Origin of the sequence: Streptococcus parasanguinis (assembly GCF_009717775.1) — a bacterium.
Lineage (GTDB): Bacteria > Bacillota > Bacilli > Lactobacillales > Streptococcaceae > Streptococcus > Streptococcus parasanguinis_AG.
Map to the genome: position 1 here is coordinate 15,283 of NZ_WMZF01000008.1, position 18,567 is coordinate 33,849.

General features: G+C 42.4%; 20 protein-coding genes. 2 read left to right on the top strand and 18 right to left on the bottom strand.

Annotated elements, in window-relative coordinates; all coding sequences use genetic code 11:
• Nucleotides 1-5: 5 nt before the first annotated feature.
• A complete protein-coding gene (locus GMC92_RS09005) occupies nucleotides 6-1,268 on the bottom strand; it encodes a DUF6287 domain-containing protein (RefSeq protein WP_155200217.1) in 1,263 nt (420 codons plus the stop codon).
• A gap of 248 nt (nucleotides 1,269-1,516) precedes the next feature.
• On the opposite strand from GMC92_RS09005, the gene GMC92_RS09010 reads away from it, so the two are divergent.
• Both GMC92_RS09010 and GMC92_RS09015 read left to right on the top strand, forming a co-directional pair.
• Nucleotides 1,517-2,038 (top strand): DUF2975 domain-containing protein, encoded by a 522-nt coding sequence (locus GMC92_RS09010; protein WP_155200218.1) that lies wholly within the window; start codon nucleotides 1,517-1,519, stop codon nucleotides 2,036-2,038.
• 10 nt (nucleotides 2,039-2,048) lie between these two features.
• Complete coding sequence (locus GMC92_RS09015; protein ID WP_003006064.1) at nucleotides 2,049-2,255, top strand: helix-turn-helix domain-containing protein; 207 nt, start codon at nucleotides 2,049-2,051, stop codon at nucleotides 2,253-2,255.
• Nucleotides 2,256-2,385: 130 nt separating this feature from the next.
• On the opposite strand, the gene GMC92_RS09020 is transcribed toward GMC92_RS09015, so the two are convergent.
• The 17 genes from GMC92_RS09020 to GMC92_RS09100 form a co-directional block, all read right to left on the bottom strand.
• Nucleotides 2,386-3,147: a hypothetical protein gene (locus GMC92_RS09020; protein ID WP_173019419.1), complete on the bottom strand. Its 762-nt coding sequence runs from the start codon at nucleotides 3,145-3,147 to the stop codon at nucleotides 2,386-2,388.
• 470 nt (nucleotides 3,148-3,617) lie between these two features.
• Nucleotides 3,618-5,609: a methionine--tRNA ligase gene (metG, locus tag GMC92_RS09025; RefSeq protein ID WP_155200220.1), complete on the bottom strand. Its 1,992-nt coding sequence runs from the start codon at nucleotides 5,607-5,609 to the stop codon at nucleotides 3,618-3,620.
• 155 nt (nucleotides 5,610-5,764) lie between these two features.
• On the bottom strand, nucleotides 5,765-6,457 hold the full coding sequence (locus GMC92_RS09030) for a phosphoglycerate mutase (RefSeq protein WP_003012031.1): 693 nt from the start codon (nucleotides 6,455-6,457) through the stop codon (nucleotides 5,765-5,767).
• A gap of 146 nt (nucleotides 6,458-6,603) precedes the next feature.
• Entirely contained in the window at nucleotides 6,604-7,050 is a 447-nt protein-coding gene (locus GMC92_RS09035) for a Fur family transcriptional regulator (RefSeq protein ID WP_338324057.1), read from the bottom strand.
• A 454-nt stretch (nucleotides 7,051-7,504) separates the two neighbouring features.
• The gene (locus tag GMC92_RS09040; protein ID WP_003006038.1) at nucleotides 7,505-7,780 is read right to left on the bottom strand and encodes an HU family DNA-binding protein; all 276 of its coding nucleotides are present in this window, start codon (nucleotides 7,778-7,780) and stop codon (nucleotides 7,505-7,507) included.
• Between the two features lie 110 nt (nucleotides 7,781-7,890).
• Nucleotides 7,891-8,724, bottom strand: coding sequence for a DegV family protein (locus tag GMC92_RS09045; protein ID WP_045759182.1), 834 nt, complete (start codon nucleotides 8,722-8,724; stop codon nucleotides 7,891-7,893).
• 89 nt (nucleotides 8,725-8,813) lie between these two features.
• Complete coding sequence (locus GMC92_RS09050; RefSeq protein WP_155168842.1) at nucleotides 8,814-9,542, bottom strand: metallophosphoesterase; 729 nt, start codon at nucleotides 9,540-9,542, stop codon at nucleotides 8,814-8,816.
• 20 nt (nucleotides 9,543-9,562) lie between these two features.
• Entirely contained in the window at nucleotides 9,563-11,221 is a 1,659-nt protein-coding gene (recN, locus tag GMC92_RS09055; RefSeq protein WP_125826184.1) for a DNA repair protein RecN, read from the bottom strand.
• A gap of 6 nt (nucleotides 11,222-11,227) precedes the next feature.
• On the bottom strand, nucleotides 11,228-11,662 hold the full coding sequence (locus GMC92_RS09060; RefSeq protein WP_003006022.1) for an arginine repressor: 435 nt from the start codon (nucleotides 11,660-11,662) through the stop codon (nucleotides 11,228-11,230).
• The gene (locus GMC92_RS09065; protein WP_155200221.1) at nucleotides 11,652-12,470 is read right to left on the bottom strand and encodes a TlyA family RNA methyltransferase; all 819 of its coding nucleotides are present in this window, start codon (nucleotides 12,468-12,470) and stop codon (nucleotides 11,652-11,654) included. The genes GMC92_RS09060 and GMC92_RS09065 overlap by 11 nt, the downstream gene beginning before the upstream one ends.
• Complete coding sequence (locus GMC92_RS09070) at nucleotides 12,463-13,338, bottom strand: polyprenyl synthetase family protein (protein WP_049486560.1); 876 nt, start codon at nucleotides 13,336-13,338, stop codon at nucleotides 12,463-12,465. Before GMC92_RS09070 ends, GMC92_RS09065 begins: the two co-directional genes overlap by 8 nt.
• Nucleotides 13,335-13,547 carry an exodeoxyribonuclease VII small subunit gene (locus GMC92_RS09075; protein ID WP_003006013.1) on the bottom strand — a complete coding sequence of 71 codons (213 nt, stop codon included), beginning with the start codon at nucleotides 13,545-13,547 and terminating at the stop codon, nucleotides 13,335-13,337. The genes GMC92_RS09070 and GMC92_RS09075 overlap by 4 nt, the downstream gene beginning before the upstream one ends.
• A complete protein-coding gene (xseA, locus tag GMC92_RS09080) occupies nucleotides 13,525-14,865 on the bottom strand; it encodes an exodeoxyribonuclease VII large subunit (RefSeq protein ID WP_155200222.1) in 1,341 nt (446 codons plus the stop codon). The genes GMC92_RS09075 and xseA overlap by 23 nt, the downstream gene beginning before the upstream one ends.
• A 152-nt stretch (nucleotides 14,866-15,017) precedes the next feature.
• Entirely contained in the window at nucleotides 15,018-15,182 is a 165-nt protein-coding gene (locus GMC92_RS09085; RefSeq protein WP_024055990.1) for a type 2 periplasmic-binding domain-containing protein, read from the bottom strand.
• 109 nt (nucleotides 15,183-15,291) lie between these two features.
• The gene (locus GMC92_RS09090; RefSeq protein WP_118396899.1) at nucleotides 15,292-16,746 is read right to left on the bottom strand and encodes a glycoside hydrolase family 32 protein; all 1,455 of its coding nucleotides are present in this window, start codon (nucleotides 16,744-16,746) and stop codon (nucleotides 15,292-15,294) included.
• Nucleotides 16,747-16,755: 9 nt separating this feature from the next.
• Nucleotides 16,756-17,601, bottom strand: a complete 846-nt coding sequence (locus GMC92_RS09095; RefSeq protein WP_023917473.1) for a carbohydrate ABC transporter permease — start codon at nucleotides 17,599-17,601, stop codon at nucleotides 16,756-16,758.
• A 1-nt stretch (nucleotide 17,602) separates the two neighbouring features.
• A complete protein-coding gene (locus GMC92_RS09100) occupies nucleotides 17,603-18,505 on the bottom strand; it encodes a carbohydrate ABC transporter permease (protein WP_023917471.1) in 903 nt (300 codons plus the stop codon).
• Nucleotides 18,506-18,567: the final 62 nt, after the last annotated feature.

Here is an 18,567-nt window from a genome sequence, read left to right on the forward strand (position 1 = left end):
CTTTTTTATTGACGGTAGAAATATTGATCAGCCGGATAGTTGCCTGCAGATTGAGTGACCACTAGACGTGGCTTGCTGGTATCAGACTGGTCTCCATCTGGATTTTGGAACCCGATTTTCAAAAGTCCAATCGCAGCACCAGTCTCACCCATCTTCATCTCAACATAAGGGATCTTGCTCTTCTTATCCGAGTCCGCAACAGCCTTGAGGCTGCCTTGGCCCTTGACTTTTCCGTCTGCTTGGATGACGATTTCAGCTCCCTTGCCATTGCGCCAGGTTCCAGCTAAGCTTGAGAAATCGCCTCCGTTAATGGCCGCAATATCCAAGTCTTTCTCTTTTTTCGGTTGTGGGTAAGCTTTCCACCACTCTAGATGGTAATCACGGTAGGCCGCATCCCCAAAGAGAATCCGACGTTCTTGGGAAGCTACTCCATCAGGACCTGTCACACCCGCTGGGATCAAGTACAAGGTTTGCTCTTGCCCTTGGATCGCAGTCGCATTGGCCCCAGTGAAATAAACTTCATAATAACCTTTTCGCTTCTTGGGCTCTTTTTCTTTATTGAACAAGTAACTTGCCCGAGTGCCTCCACTCCAGAAAGTCCAGCCAGTCTCCCCATTTACAATACTTGGAAAGGCGTTGGTCTTGTTTTGGTAATATTCTTCTGGAGTATAGCCATAAAGTTTAAAACCGGAATCTGCGATTTCCTTTTCATAGGTATCATTAGAATAAGCACCTTCAAACGGTGAGAGATTGCCATCAAGGACGACATCATTTGGATCTGTCGATTTGAAAAAATCCTCTCGATTGGCAAAGACCATCTCGTGGTCGGGATTTTTGTCAGACATGGTGACCGTGATCAAAGGCTTCTTGTCTGTCTTGTATTTGAAGACACGAACAGTGACTGTAAAGTCTGTATTGCCATCGGACTTTTTCATCTTGCCTGTTGAAACTTTGTTAGACCCTTCGACCTTCCAATCCGTACTAAATTCAGCGGATACCTTACCGTCAGCCGTTTGGTAATCGATCTTCCAGGCCTTGCCCTTTTTCTCGATTTTGGCTTCATCCCGTTCATTAGAGACATAGTCACCACTCAAGTCAATGGCTTTTTCCTTTGGCTTGGTGACCTTCTTGCTAGTCTGGTTAAATTCCTTTTGATGGTCTGGTTGGATGTTGGAGCTAGAGTAGAGATAGACTCCACCGATCAGAACAACTGCTCCGACCAGCCCCAAAATCGGCCCCAGGTATTTTTTCTTCCACTTAAGATTCATTTTACTACCTCCATGGAATAAGATCTTTACACTAGTATACCCTAAATCGAAAGTATAGTAAAATTCCCCTCTATGTAGTGGTTTTCCAGGTTTGAACTGACTAGTTTGAGTAGAAAATACCTGTTTCCCAAAAATAATATTTTGTTTATCGTTATTTTTTTATCGTTTTTCGATACTTTTTTATTGACTAATTTTTTATAAGGAGTATACTATAAGTGAAAAATAAATAAACTTCAAGGAGGCTTGCGATGAAAAACTCAAAAACCTTAAAAAATGTCATTGAAGTCTTGACGGCTTTCATTTACTTCTGTGGCTTTATGACTGTGGCTGCACTGGTCGTCCACCTGCTTTCACGGATGGGAGTGTTTAAAGATCTCATTCAAACTGGACGCTTGTCCTTTGATGTGAATGGCATCCAACTCTTCCCCAAACATCCGCAACCCCTCTGGCAGTTGCTCTTTCCACTAGCCTCTAGTGCTATTTATATTTTTCTTCTCATCACCATTCGCAGCTTCCTCCAAAATCTTTACCAAGAAAAGATCTTTTCTCACTCCAACGTTGATCTTTGCAACCGAGCTTGGAAGATTCTCTTGGTCTTGTCCTTTATGTCTGGCACACTTGAAACCAGCGGCAATGCTTATCTCCTTCCCTTCACCTTCCAATTTACCTTTAACACAGGACTTCTCCTTGCCGTTCCAATTGTCTGGGTCCTTGGCAAGATTTTAGAGAGAGGGATTGAGATCGCTGAAGAAAATGAGCTAACCATTTAAGGAGGGTGCCATGATTATCGTCAATCTAGATGTCATGCTGGCCAAGCGAAAGATGAAATCCAATGAGCTGGCTGACAAAATCGGCATCACCACAGCCAACCTCTCCATCCTCAAAACCGGCAAGGCCAAAGCCATCCGCTTCACCACCCTTGAAGCCATCTGCAAAGAACTCGACTGCCAGCCAGGAGATATCCTAGAATACCGGCCAGATGAATAGGATAAGTATCGACACAACAAAAGCACTCCCGTGGGAGTGCTTTTGTTCTATAGTGGTCTGTTTAATAACACTAAATCTTATCGATTATTTAAGTTATCTTATTCATTCGCACTTAACCAGTTTTATAAATTTACTCTTCTATAACTTCAGCTTCTTTACGAATCGATTCAAGATCTTGTTCATATTGTTTTGTATCATAATTAATCATCTTAGAAAGTTCTTTTTGCAAGTTCTCTCCCATAGGTTTCATAGTAGCAAATGTCATTACGCCTGAGATCACACCTGAAACAACTGGTAATACTTTAGAAACCCCTTTTGCAAAAGTCCCTTTAGTAAGACTAATTCCAAAGATTTTTAGAACTTTTTTCAAAATTGGATAATACATCGTTTTAGTTAAAGCTTTTTGAGGAATTGATTTTAAAGCCTGTTTTCCAATCGCTACTCCACCTGCACGTAAAATTGCAGCAGCTCCTGATACACCCAACATAATTCCCAAGTATAGTAACAATGTATCTTGTGCCTCTTCTGTTAGCTTATCTTTTTCAGACCATAAATATTGGAAACCATAAATATAACCCAGCTCTTGAGCTAATTTTAAAGACATCGCATAATATTGTGCAACATCAGCAGGAATTGTAATTGCCATAGCAACTCCTCCTGGTAATCCCGCTAATACAGATGCTCCGCTTGCCATCAATACATTATCCATAATACATGTTTTCGCAACTTTATCCAATCGTTCTTTGTCAACCATGTTTACTGGACCGTCTAATAGTAGTTGATTCACCTGATCTCTACTCAATCCTTTTCCAAACTTATCCATAAGAAATTGATTTCGATCAACTTTAACAACTGGTATTTTAGCAACTTGCTCTAATACCTTAATAGCCATATCTTCTGGTCTATCGTTAATTTTCTCTTTTGCACCATTAAATGCTTTACCGATTTCTTTTGAAGTACTATTTGCGATATCACCTACAACTTTAGTTGTTGTGTTAAATCCATCTCCAACAATTTTCGTTGTAGCATTCACTCCGTCCCCAACAATTTTCGTTGTAGCATTCACTCCATCTCCAACAACTTTTAAAGTCCCATTTGCAATATCGCCAGCTCCCTTGACAATATCATCCCAAAAAGCCATAACAAATCTCCTAAATTTTTCTTCAAATAATTCTATAGATAAAACAAAATCTATATCTAAATTATCCTACATGGAGATAATTTTGTCAATGGATATATAAATATTTTAAATTCTAGATAAGTAGTATTTACTAGCTAAAACAATAGTGGAAACAGCCTTGAATGGCTGTCTCATATACAACAAAAGCACTCCCACCGGAGTGCTTTTCATATATCTTTCATTTAGCCGATAATGCTTCCATTTGGAACAGATGGATCAACTGTTAAGACTGTTAATTGATCTCCGTGTTCTGCGGAAAGAATCATGCCTTGGCTGACATATTTCTTCATCATCTTACGTGGTTTGAGGTTGGCCACGATTTGAAGTTTCTTACCGACCAATTCTTGTTCATTTGGATAGAATTTCGCGATACCAGAGAGGATTTGACGGTCTTCGCCATCTCCTGCATCTAGGCGGAAGCGAAGCAATTTGTCTGATCCTTCGACGCGTTCCACTTCTTTGACTTCTGCTACACGGATTTCAACCTTGTCAAAGTCTTCAAACTTGATCTCGTTTTTTTCAGACTTGAGTTCCACTTCTTCTGGAATCCATTCTTTTTCTTGTGGTTTTCCAGCAGTCATTTGAGATTGGATGTAGGCAATTTCTTCTTCCATATCGAGACGTGGGAAGATTGGAGTTCCTTTGGCAACCACTGTGACATTTTCAGGGAAGCCTGCTAGGGTCAAGTTTTCAAGATCGAAGTCCAAGCCCAAGCCAAGTTGTTCCATGATGGCATTTGAAGTGTTCATCATGAATGGTTGGATCAAATGAGCCACGACACGAAGACTAGCTGCCAAGTGAGCCATGACCGCTGCCAATTGTTCCTTGTCCCCATCTTCTTTGGCGAGAACCCAAGGCGCTGTCTCATCGATGTACTTGTTGGTCCGAGAGATGATGTTCCATACGGCTTCCAAAGCACGTGGGTAATCAACCGCATTCATTTGCTTGTGGTATTCAGCGATGTTTTCTTCAACCACCTTAGCCAAATCTGCATCAAATGCGGTAACATTTTCGACATAAGCAGGAACTTGACCACCAAAGTATTTATTGATCATGGCTACCGTCCGGTTAAGGAGGTTTCCAAGGTCATTGGCCAATTCATAGTTGATGCGAGCCACATAGTCTTCTGGTGTGAAGGTTCCATCTGAACCAACTGGCAAACTGCGCATGAGGTAGTAACGAAGTGGATCCAAGCCGAAGCGTTCCACCAACATTTCTGGGTAGATGACATTCCCTTTAGACTTAGACATCTTACCGTCTTTCATGACAAACCAACCATGGGCAATCAAGCGTTCTGGCAATTTGATATCCAACATCATGAGAAGGATTGGCCAGTAGATGGAGTGGAAACGAAGGATGTCTTTTCCAACCATGTGGAAGACGGTTCCGTTCCAGAATTTATCAAAGTTTTCATGATCTTCTTGACCGTAACCAAGAGCCGTCACATAGTTAAGAAGGGCATCAATCCATACATAGACCACGTGTTTTGGATTAGATGGAACTGGAACTCCCCAAGTAAAGGTTGTCCGAGATACTGCCAAATCTTCCAAACCTGGCTCGATGAAGTTTTTCAACATTTCATTGAGACGGCCATCTGGCGTGATGAAATCCGGTTGAGATTTGAAAAATTCAACCAAGCGGTCTTGGTATTTGCTGAGGCGAAGGAAGTAAGATTCTTCAGAGACCCATTCTACTTCGTGGCCTGATGGGGCTACCCCACCGATGACCTTGCCATTCTCATCACGGTAGACCTCAGCCAATTGGCTTTCTGTAAAGAACTCTTCATCAGAGACTGAATACCAGCCAGAGTACTCACCCAGGTAGATATCGTCTTGCGCAAGCAAACGTTCAAAGACCTGAGCCACCACTTTTTCATGGTAATCGTCTGTCGTACGGATGAATTTATCATATGAGATATCGAGTAATTGCCAGAGTTCTTTCACTCCAACCGCCATCCCATCTACATAAGCCTGCGGCGTGATCCCAGCTTCTTCTGCTTTTTGCTGGATCTTTTGACCGTGCTCATCAAGACCAGTCAGGTAGAACACATCGTAGTTCATCATACGTTTGTAACGCGCCAAGACGTCACAGGCGATCGTTGTGTATGCTGAACCAATATGCAATTTACCAGATGGGTAATAGATAGGGGTTGTGATGTAGAATGATTTTGTCATTTTCTTTTCCTTTCAGGGCTAATGGAACCCAATTTAGTAACACTCTATTATAACATTTTTAGGAGACCCTGAAAACCCAAAAGCGGCTAGGTTTGCGATGAACAAAAAAGCTGACCGAAGTCAGCTTTCTATGATTGATAACGAATCACGCTATCTTACTTTCCAAGATAGTATTCTTTTACAACGTTCAATTTTTCGTCAAATTCGAATACCAATGGTGGGAAGTTAGGGATTTCCACATCCATGATTTCGTCGTCTGACAATTGTTTGATGTGTTTAACAAGAGCACGGATTGAGTTACCGTGTGCTCCTACGAATACGTTTTTACCGTCTTTAAGAGCTGGAGCGATTTTATCTTCCCAGAATGGAAGGGCACGTTCCAAAGTAACTTTCAAGTTTTCAGCATCTGGAATCACTGAATCGTCAAGTGAAGCGTAACGACGGTCAGTGTGTGCTGAGTGTTCATCATCACGGTCCATTGCAGGAGGCAATACATCGTAAGAACGACGCCAGATGTGAACTTGTTCATCACCAAATTGTTCAGCAGCTTCTGCTTTGTTTTTACCAGTCAAACCACCGTAGTGACGTTCGTTCAAACGCCATGATTTTTCAACTGGAACCCACAATTGGTCAGAAGCTTCAAGCGCAAGGTTTGTTGTTTTGATCGCACGTTTCAATACTGAAGTGTATGCTTGGTCAAATTCGATACCAGCTTCTTTGATCAATTTACCAGCGTCGATCGCTTGTTGTGTACCTTTTTCAGACAAATCAACATCAGCCCAACCAGTGAAAAGGTTAGCTTTGTTCCATTCAGACTCACCGTGGCGAGCAAAAACCAATTTTACCATTAGATGGATCTCCTTTTTATTCTCCGAGGTTCCCCCCGTTTATCTATTTTATTCTACTAGATTTTCAGTAAAAAATCTAGTGGCGACCATAGAAAAGTGCAATTTCTCACAAAAAAGAGCCTGACGGCTCTCTTGGAATATCTTTATCATTGTTTTTGACATTCTGGGCAAATGCCATAGACCGTCATCTGGGTCTTGGTGATCTGGTAGCCACTTTGACTGGCTGCTTCTTCGCGAAGATCTGGGACTTCGATATCCACATCTGCGATACGACCACATTTTTCACACACCACATTCAAATGGTCATGCCCCATGAAATCAAAATAGGTCGTGGTATCATTGCGAACCTTGATCTCAGAGACAACTCCCTCATCAATTAAAACCTTGATATTGTTGTAGACAGTTGCTAGACTCATGCTTGGAAACTGAGGTAATAAATCGCGATAGATCTTCTCAGCGCTTGGATGTTCATGACTCGCCACTAAATAGGAAAGAACTGCTCTGCGGGTATCAGTAATCCGAATACCCTTGGCACGCAAATTTTGCAAGACTTCTTCCACGCGCTCTTCTTCATGACGATGCAATGCGTTCACTATGATTCCCCCTTTCCAATATGATTTAATCGATTCGTTACCCTTATTATATCATGTTTCAAAATAAATCACTATTTAGAATGCTTTTAATTAAAAAAAATGTCCGGAGGACATTTTTTTCATGAGCCTGAAAACCGAAAAGCGAGTTTATGTCCAGGGGACATTGATTCACGAGCCTGAAATAGATTCATCTACTCTCAACCGATCCAACTGGTCATCCAGCGCACGGTTCCTAGGATCATTTTTACCACGAGGATCATAAAGCAAAATTCCAGTACGAACCACAGCCCTTTCAATAGATACAAAATAGGTCGGATAAACAACAAGGCAAAGAGGCCTAAAATGAATCGCATGGTCTTTTCTCTCTTTCTTTTTTCCTATTATACCCTTATCCTATAGAGCTGTCCAACAAAAAAACCATCCTAGAAATCTAGGATGGCTTTTCAAAATGCAATTATTTAACTGCTTCTTTAAGAGCTTTACCAGCTTTGAATGCTGGAACTTTAGAAGCTGCGATTTTGATTTCTTTACCAGTTTGTGGGTTGCGACCTTTACGAGCTGCACGTTCACGAACTTCGAAGTTACCGAAACCGATCAATTGAACTTTTTCACCTTTTGAAAGGTATTCTGAAACTGCTGCGAATACAGCGTCAACAGCTGCTGCTGAATCTTTTTTAGTCAATTCTGTAGCTTCTGCCACTTTTGCGATCAAATCTTGTTTGTTAGCCATTTAACAAATCCTCCAAATTTTTTTAGGCTTTACGCCTTAACAGTACTATAATATCTAAAAAAAGCCTTTAGGTCAAGTACTAAACCTGTTTTTTCAAACATTTATTCAGCTTATTCGTAGCGCACCAAAACTGCAAATGCATTCTCACCTGTATGAGTTTGAATAATCGATCCAGTTTCGAGAACAGGGATTGCTTTTTCAACGAGAGATTGCAACTGAGCCTTCATTTCATTGGCCCATTCTGGTGTCCCTGCGTAAGAAATCCCGATCTCAGCCACCTTACTATGGGAAAGTTTCTCTACCAATTCATCCAACCATTTCTTAAAGGTCTTGTTTCCACGGCCCTTGACGATTGGTTCCAACTGATGGTCCTTCATTTCCATCACCACACGGATGTTAAGAAGCGAGCTCAAAAGTCCGGTAACACGGCCAATCCGACCACCTTTAACTAGATTTTCCAAGGTAGATACGCCGATATACAACTCTGTCTTTTCTTTGACTTCTTCAATACGAGCTAAAACGGTGTCTAGATCTGCTCCTTCTTTAGCCAACTTAGCTGCCTCAACCACTTGGAACTTCATAGCTTGGTCTGTAAAGCCACTATCAATCACGGTCACATCTGCCCCTGACAAGGTTGCCCCTTGGCGAGCCGCCTCTACGGTTCCTGACAAGGCATGAGACATATGAATTGAAACGATATGAGCTCCGTCTGCTGCTAGTTTTTCATAAATTTCCGCAAAGACTCCAACGGGTGGTTGGCTGGTCTTTGGAAGATTTTTGCTAGACTGCATTAAGCGCAAGAAGTCACCCTCACCCAACTCACTGTCGGAATAAAGGACTCCATCCACCATAACAGAAAGTGGCACAATGGTGATGCCATATTCTTCAACCACTTCAGGCTCAATTGTAATAGATGAGTCTGTAACTATTTTAATATTTGCCATATATTTCTATACTCTTCCTAAGAATGTTCTGCTTTCATTATATCAAAAAACACGGGGTTTTGCAGTGAAAGATATCCATTCCTGCTTCCTCAGTCGTCTGCGGCAGAAAAACCTGTATTATGAAGGACATGGTCATGGACAATGCCTTGATCATCCAAGAGCAATCCATGGAGGACTCCACCAAAGACAGCGCCCCCATCGACACCCATCTTCTGATCTGAAATCCAAAGATTTTCGGTGCCGACTGGCTCATTGAGCAGTCCATAAACCGGCGTATGGCCAAAGACGATCCATTTGCCTGTATGATTCTCCGTTTCATGGAATGGTTTTCGGATCCAGACCTTTTGGTAATCACTGGTTTCCCGCCAATTTTCAAGGGTTAGATCCACACCAGCATGGACAAAGTAATAGGTTTCTGTCTCGTAGTCAAAAGGCAAACTACGGATGAAGGCCACCAAGTCAGGAACAGTGCTCTCTACTGCTTGCGCATCCGCAATGCCATCTACAGGAGCATCGAGCGGCCGGCCTAACAGAGAGTTGATGGTCGTATCGCCACCATTTCTTCGGTAGTGGTCATAACGCTCTTCTGGATTGTCCAACCAGGCTAAAAACATGTACTCGTGATTCCCGGAAAGGCAAACCGCTCCGTGATGGTCTACGTAGTCCTTTACGATTTCAATTGATCGTTTGCCATTTTCGCCTCGATCTATCAAATCCCCTAAAAAGACCAATTGAGCTTTTCCATCCCACTCTGTCATGAGCTCTTCTAGCATTTGTGCTTTTCCGTGAATATCTCCGACTACAAAGTATGTTGACATTGTTTCAAACCTTCTTTCTCTTATCGCTTGAGAAGTTGCTCTGCTTGTTGACGGGCAGCTTCCGTTAGATCCTCTCCTGCCAGCATCTTGGCAATTTCTTCGATTCGTTCTTCTCTATTGAGCAAACGAACAGTAGATACAGTTGAGTGTTCATCGCTGATTTTCTCAATATAGAATTGATAATCTGCTGCAGCAATGACTTGAGGCAGGTGAGAAATGGCAAGCACTTGGCCATTTTGACCAATCTTGTGAATTTTCGCTGCGATGGCTTGAGCCACGCGCCCAGAGACTCCTGTATCCACCTCGTCAAAGACAATACTGGTTTTTCCTTCTTTTCGAGAAAAAGCCGACTTAATGGCCAACATCAAGCGTGACAATTCTCCGCCGGATGCTACCTTGACAAGGGGTTTAAAATCCTCACCTGGGTTGGTCGAAATGTAAAATTCGACAGCTTCATTTCCCTCACGATTAAACTTAGCCTTGCTAAAACGCACTTGAAAACGCGCCTTGTCCATGTAGAGATCTGCCAATTCTTGCTGGATTTCATTTTCCAAATCTTGAGCTAGGTCATGCCGTTGATCACTCAAATCTTGAGCCAAGGTGACCAAACTCTTTTCTAGACGTTTGAGTTCTTTTTCCAAGTCCTCAGACGAGAGATCACTTCCGGTGAGAAGGCTATATTCTTTGGTGATTTGCGCCAGGTATTCCAATACGTCCTTGACTTGGCCACCATACTTGCGCGTGATGGAGTGGATCAAATCCAAACGAGATTCCACCTGCATGAGGCGATTGCCATCAAACTCCAGACCATCGACCACATCTTCTAAGCGCTTGGTAATATCCTCAAGGGCATAGAAGGTTTCCGATAACTGGCTTGAGAGCTCTTTGTAGCTGGGATCATATTCTTCAATGCTTTCCAGATCATTCATGGCTGAGCGAACATTGGAGAGGCTCGAAAACTCTTCTGCATCCAGCATGGTATAGGCATTGGTTAGGGTATCAGCAATCATCTTGTGATTGAGCAGGCGTTGGCGTTCTTGCTCCAGACGCAGGTCCTCATCCACTTCCAAGGCAGCTGCCTCAATCTCTGCAATTTGAAACTCCAACATCTCGATACGAGCCTTGTTTTCCTGCTGGTTGCGCTGGAGTTCCACCACTTGTTTGCGCAGGCGTTTGTAGTCTTCAAAAGTCTGACGATAAGCGTCTTTGGTTTGGAAAAAGGCTGCATCCCCAAATTCATCCAGCATGGCGATATGCAATTGGGGCCGCATGAGTTCTTCCTGATCATGCTGGCCATGGATATCCACCAAATGTTGACCGACTGCCTTTAAGACAGACAAATTCACCATTTGTCCATTGATCCGGCTGACACTTCGTCCATTTTGCAGGATCTCTCGGCGAATGATCAATTCATCGGTCCACTCTAGTCCTTGCTCTTCAAAGAGAGCTGTCAGGTGTCGATTGCTCTCAACGGTAAAGAGCCCTTCGATTTCCGCTTTTGGGGCTCCGTGTCGGATGACATCCGTCGTTGCGCGGCTTCCCAGCATCATGTTCATGGCATCGATAATGATGGATTTCCCTGCACCTGTTTCCCCTGTCAGTACCGTCATTCCCTTTTCAAAATTTAAGGAAATCTCTTCGATAATGGCAAAGTTCTTAATCGAAATTTCTAATAGCATAGGCTCTTACCACCCAAAGATTGATTTGAGGATATTCTCTGCTTCTGGTGCGGAATAAGCAATCAACAAGATCGTATCATCATCTGCAACAATACTAAAGATATGCTCCTTATAAATCTCCCGCAAGCGACGTTTGACTAGAGGAGCCGTCCCTGGAACCATGGTGAAATTGACATATTCTCCCATGCGACGATGAGACAAGATATTGCTTTCAATCATCCCAATCCCTTGGTGGTGCTTACGTGGCAATTCATAGACATAGGTCATATCTTTGAGAGGACGTTTTACGATGCCCAATTCTTTGATATCCCGTGATACCGTCGCTTGGGTTGCTGAGATGCCTTCTTCTTTCAAATGTTCGACGATCTCTTCTTGCGTCCCCACTTCATGATCGCGAATGAAGCGACGAATTTTTTCTAATCTGATATTCTTACTCTTCATGTTTAAATTCCTTGTGTGCCAGCTCCACAACAGCCTCCAGCTGCTCTGTAGTTGGCTTTGTTTTCTCTTCTTTTTTTTCTAGATACATCAAAAATTCGATGTTGCCATGACCTCCTTGGATAGGGGAATAATCCACTCCCTTTACCGCAAAGCCATGCGTTCCTGCAAATGTAGCGACCTTTTTAAGGACCGCTAAATGAATCTTAGGATCCTTAATGATCCCATTTTTTCCGATCTGCTCGCGCCCTGCTTCAAACTGAGGTTTCACCAAGGCCACGACTTGTCCATTATCTGCCAAAATCCGGTGAAGGGCTGGCAGAATCAAGTCCAAGGAAATAAAGCTGACATCGATACTCGCAAAGCTCGGTGTCGCTTCAAAATCATCTGGCTCGGCATAGCGGAAATTGAACTGCTCCATCGAGACCACCCGAGGATCATTGCGCAATTTCCAGGCCAACTGATTGGTCCCGACATCCACCGAAAAGACCTGGCTGGCTCCATTTTGCAGCATGACATCTGTAAAGCCACCTGTAGAAGCCCCGATATCAATCGCAATTTTACCCTCTACAGATAAACCGAAGTGGTTCAAGGCTTTTTCTAATTTAAGACCGCCCCGGCTGACATATTTGAGCTTTTCACCTTTTAATTTCAACTCGGTTGCTTCATCAATTTTTTCACCCGGTTTATCAAAGCGCTCACCATTGATAACGGCAACGACAAGGCCTGCCATCACCCCTCTTTTGGCTTGTTCGCGGGTATCAAATAGGCCTTGTTTATAGGCTAATACATCCACTCTTTCCTTAGCCATCTATTCGTAATCCTTCTATTAATTTCTTGATCGCTCGCGGATCAAAGTCGCAAGCAGCTGTAATCTGATCCAACAAGTCCTCGCAAGCGTCTAATTCACTTGTCAGCAAAGCTTTTGATTCTTCCAATCCCAACAGGGCTGGATAGGTCGATTTTTCAGCTACCAAGTCCTTTTGAGGGGTCTTCCCCAAAGCTTCAAAATCAGCGACCAAATCCAAAATATCATCCCGCACTTGAAAAGCCAGGCCTAATTTTTTCCCGATTTTTTCTAAGAGCCGACCAATGTCTGCTTGCAACTCTAAAATCAAACCGGCTGCGATGAAAGGATAGGCAAGGAGGCGTCCTGTCTTATTGGCATGGATAGTCTGCAACTCTGCTAGAGTTAGCTGTTTGTGCTCCCCTTCCATATCAAGGACTTGGCCAGCTACCATTCCACGACTTCCGGATGCATCCGACAATTCAAGGATCAAAGAGACCTTGACCGCATCAGGAAGGGCACTCGCAGCTATCATCCCAAAGGGATCGAGAAAAAGCGCATCCCCTGCTAAAATCGCCAGGTCTTCTCCGAATTTCTTATGATTGGTCAATTGTCCCCGACGGTAATCGTCATTGTCCATGGCAGGCAGATCATCGTGAATAAGGCTTCCTGTATGGATCATCTCCAAAGCTCCTGCCACTTGAAAGTGAGCCTCCGTCAATTCCAGTCCAAAGGCCTCTAACAATTCTAGAAGGAGCATGGGGCGCAGGCGTTTTCCGCCTGCCTGGATCGAATACAGGACCGACTCCACTAAATGGGGGGCGACGGCTTTCTCCTCATAAAAAGAGCGAACTGCTTGCTCTACTCTATTTCGTTTTTCTTCTTGTCTCATGCTAGATCCGCTTCAGTACCATCTGCCTGCATGACCTTGACCAAGGTTTTCTCTGCTTGATCCAAGGTATCTTGCAATTCTTTTGACAACTTCATTCCTTTTTGGAATTCTGTAATAGCTTCTTCAAGAGCCACATCCCCACTTTCCAATTTTTGGACGATGGCTTCCAAATCTGCTAAATTTTCTTCAAATTTCTTTTCTTTCGACATGTTTTACCTCTACTTCTAACTGGCCATCTCTCATGATGAGTGACAGCGGGTCCCCTTCTGTTACTTTTGCAACCGAATCTAGTACCTGATCCCCTTCCTTAACCATGGCATAGCCACGCGCAATAATCCGACTGGTATCAAGCATCAAGAGGGCTTCTGATAAGCCTTGTACCTTGATCTTTTGCTCTTTTAGGACTTGTTCCATTCGGTTGGTTAAGATTCTCTTATCTTGGAGCAGGCGGTCTTGGTAGCGCTCGATGCGATGCAAAGGAGACGTAGCTTCTAAGCGATGACGCAGACCTTGCAGCTGAATGTCCCCTTGTCCATAAACTTCGCGCATCCCTTGTTTCAATCGCAATTGCAACTGGTCAATCTTTTGCAGGTAGCCATCATAGAGTCTCTCGGGCTGTCTAAAAATAACCGATTGACTTAATTTGGCCAAACGTTCACGATTATAGGCTAAACGATTGGACATGGCTGTTGCCATGCGATTCTCCTGCTTTTGTAAATGCGACAAGAGATCTAATTTCGTCACCGGAGTGGCTAATTCAGCGGCTGCTGTCGGAGTAGCGGCTCGTCGGTCCGCTACAAAATCTGCTAGAGTCGTGTCTGTCTCATGTCCCACACTGGAAATAATGGGAATCCTAGACTCAAAAATAGCCCGCACAACCGGCTCTTCATTAAAGGCCCAGAGGTCTTCAATCGAACCACCCCCACGACCGATGATCAAGACATCTAGGTCCGTCCGAGCATTGGCCTTCTGGATATTAGCAACCACCTCACTTGTAGCGCCTTCTCCCTGGACCTTGGTCGGGTAGAGCACGATGTCCACACCAGGAAAACGACGGCTCACCGTTGTGATAATATCGCGAATCACGGCCCCACTTTGACTAGTGACCACCCCGATCTTTCTTGGGAATTGTGGTAGAGCTTGCTTCCACCGATCCTGAAAAAGCCCTTCTTCGGTCAGCTTTTTCTTAAGTTGCTCAAATTGGATGGCTAAGGCCCCTACCCCATCTGGCTCCGCCTTTTCGATGACAATGGAATAACTCCCACTTGGTTCATAAAGCTGAATCCGACCAATGACGTTGATCTTCATGCCTTCTTCTAGCTCAAAGCCAAAACTCTTATAGATCCCAGCCCAAACAGTCGCCTGAATCACAGCCTTTTCATCCTTTAGAGAGAAATACTGGTGATTGGGACGCTTCCGAAAATTTGAGACCTGACCTGTCAAATAGACCCGCTCCAAATAGGGGTCCTTATCAAATTTTAACTTGAGGTATTTGGTCAGACTGGATACGGATAAATAGTTGGACATAGGAACTCCTTTCTACAGAATATGATCAAGTTTAATTATACCAAAAAACACCAAAAAAGGCTGGCAGACAAAGCGAAATCATGAATTTCCTTTCTCTCCAAACCTCATTTTATTCAAGTCACTTTCTACTGGTCTATTTTAAACCAGCTTCCCTATTTTTCACACTTCTCTAATCGTTCAATAAAGGAGCTAAGAAGTGCTTGGGGTTCCCCTTCATTTGGGTAGGCATAACTAATATAGAAGACTGTTTTTTCCTCTTCAACCAGCGGAATTTTGACAAGATTTGGATATTCTGGAAAGAGAGTCAGATCGGTCATGAGGCCAATTCCTAAATTTTCTTCGATGAAACTCAAAACCTATTTAGGATACAACAAAAAGACAAGTCTCAGGACTTGTCTCTTTGTTCTTTAGGAGATTTTTATATACCTATTTTTGATATGTTTTTACAACTAAATCGACCCCTTCATCTGCTTTGAAGGTATAGACAGGGTTCTCAGTCGTTTCATAAAAGGTCATTGATAGAGTTTTACCATCCACGAATACTTCAATTGAGTTGGTATCTCGAAGAATCGAGAAATGATGATCCTTTTCACCATCCAACTGAATCCATCTTGATTGAATTTCTGGGCTTTCTTTTCCAGAAATGAGGTATCCAAATTGGTCTCGACTCAAGCTAAAGCGTTTATTGGAGGCATCGTAAATCAATTGCAAGGCACTATCAGCATCAGATTCATTCCCATAGCTTAGGATAAAGGAGCGACCTGATTTAGCACCTATCTCAAACAAGGTTTGTTTTCCTCTAGCTGGGATCGTGATTTGATTGCCCTTCACAATGGTTTCTGGCGCATTCTCTACAAGGAAGTGATCTTTCACAGACTCAGGTAATTCCTGAACCAATCTTCCGTCTCTCAAACCTAATTTTCTAGGAACCGTCATGCTTCCTGCCCAACCATGACCTAAGTCATGACTAGGGATGGAACGTTGCCACATTTGCATCCAAGCAACCATGTATCGTTCGCCATTTGGTCCTTGACAAGTTTGAGGAGCATAGAAGTCCAAGCCACCATCAATTTCATCATATGAATCGACAACAAACTGACCCGTTTCCCAATTCATGTCACCGATAAAGGCAACAGTCGAATTTAAATTCCAGTATTTTTCTTGCTGTCTTTCCATTTCAATGGGAGACAGAATCAAGACCCATTTACCATCTAAGGGGAAGAAATCCGGACATTCCCACATGATACCTTGCCCTTTTTCACCTTCCAGTAAGACTGATTTAAAGCTCCAGTCCTCTAGATTACTTGATGCAAACAAGAGAATTTGCCCTCGATCATCTACTGTTTTGGAAGCAACTACAGTATAATAGCTTCCTTGGTATTCAAAGACTTTGGGATCACGAAAATCAGCAATATCTGCGATACCATCAATATGCTCCACATGAATCACTGGATTAGTGGGGATTTTTTCAAAGGTAATGCCATCCGTCGATACCGCAAGACACTGAGTTTCTTCGCGCTTTTCCTCATCGTCTACATGACCCGTATACAGCAAGTAGAGCTTGTCGTCTTTCACGATAGCACTACCCGAGAAGCAGCCATCCTTATCATAGCTTTCACTTGGCGCTAATGCTACTGGCAGTTCTTCCCAATGGAGAAGATCTTTTGATTTGGCATGCCCCCAATGCATGGGCCCCCAAACACTATCATAGGGATAGAATTGGTAAAACAAATGGTATTCTCCGCGGAAATAAACAAAGCCATTAGGATCGTTCATCCAGCCAATTGGAGGTAGTAAGTGAAAGGATCCTCTATATTGCTGGTCAACCTTCTCCCTATTTTCATCGATATACTGATTCGCTTTTCGAATAGTTTCCTTCATCCTTATCACCTACTTAATACCTGTTCCAGACCCACCTAAACCTTGAATAATATATTTTTGTGCTACGATATATACTAGAATAAGTGGAATTGTAGAAATTGTCAAAACAGCCATTACTTGATTGATATAAACTGGTTGAGTTGTATTAATGGTTGTAATCGCTACCTGCATTGAAAATTTTGAAGAATCTGTTAACACCATCAACGGCCAGATATAATCATTCCAACTAGAAATAAAGGAAAGAACACCGACTGTTGCAACTGCTGGTTTCGACATCGGCAACATAATCTTGAAAAAGATCCGCAGGATACTTGCACCATCTATTTTTGCAGATTCGATAATTTCTTCTGGAATGGCAATAAAGAAGTTCCGGAAAAGATAGATATTAAAGACACTAGCTAATCCAGGAATAATAACCGCTAAACGATTATTGACTAAGCCAAGGGAATTAATAATTGTAAATTGAGGAATCAACACTGTTTCAATCGGAATGATTAACAATGCCAATAAAAAGCCAAATAGAATTTTTTTACCTGTAAAATTAATTTTTGCAAATGCAAATCCCGCTAAGGCATTTACTATAATAGACCCCAGTGCAAATGTTCCTGCATAAAAAATACTGTTCCCTAAGTATGTTAGAATACTAAAACGTGAAAGAACTTCTTGGTAAGGTTTAAACCAATCAGCTGGATTAAAACTAGGTAAGAAAGCTTTCCAACTTGTTAAATTCTTATACACATCTGCTTCTGGCTTCATTGCTGAAACCACCATCCAGATCATAGGAAATAGAAAGAGGCCTGCTAATAGAATTAATAAAATATATTCTAAAATAGAAGTCGGTTTTAAACGTTTCATCCTAATCGTCCTCCTTCAAAACTCGCCGTTGTACAAGACTGATCATACCAATCAATGTTGTAAATACTAAGGCAATAGAACTTGAATAACCAACGAGACGGTCTGTGAAACCTTGTTGGTAAATATAATATACCATTGTAATTGTTGAGTTTAGTGGTCCACCTTGAGTCATGACCATTGGTTGCACAATCAATTTAAATGCTGAAATCAATGTCGTCAAGAGTACAAATAAGGCAGTTGGTTTCAATAAAGGCATTGTGATGTATCTGAATTGAGCCCATTTTGAAAATCCATCCAACTCTGCTGCCTCATAAACATCTTGTGGAATATTTTGCATTCCTCCAAGGAATAACAACATTTGATAGCCTGCACCTTGCCATGCAGAAACAAATACAATTGCATACATGGCCTGTTTTGGACTTGTCAAGAATGGTTGTGAAGAAATACCAATTTTATTCAGTAGGGCATTAAGCAAACCATTATTTGGATTTAACAAGTATAGCCAAAGGATAGAGATAACCACGAGAGACATCACAACAGGAGCAAAGAATGCTACCTTAAAGAACATGTTTCCTTTACGTTTCTTATTTACGATTAAAGCCATACCAAGGGCTGCCCCAAGTTGTACTGGAATAATCCAAACAACAAATTTCAAGGTATTCAGGAAGCTTTTTATAAAGATCGGATCTTGTGCTAAGCGCATGAAATTTTGTAACCCTACAAATTTTCTGTCCTCTGGGGTCAATAGGTAATAATCTGTAAAGGCATAATAGATGACCATACCAACAGGTATCACCAAAAAGATAAAAAGTAATACTAAGGCTGGAGCTAAAAAGCTATAGCCCATAATATTTTCTTTAAGACGTTCTTTCTTTTTTGTTTCGACTTTCTTTGTTTCGCTCATTGTTCGTCTCCTAAGATGAAATCATTAAATAAAATAAGGTGGAAGGTACATTTCATAACTTT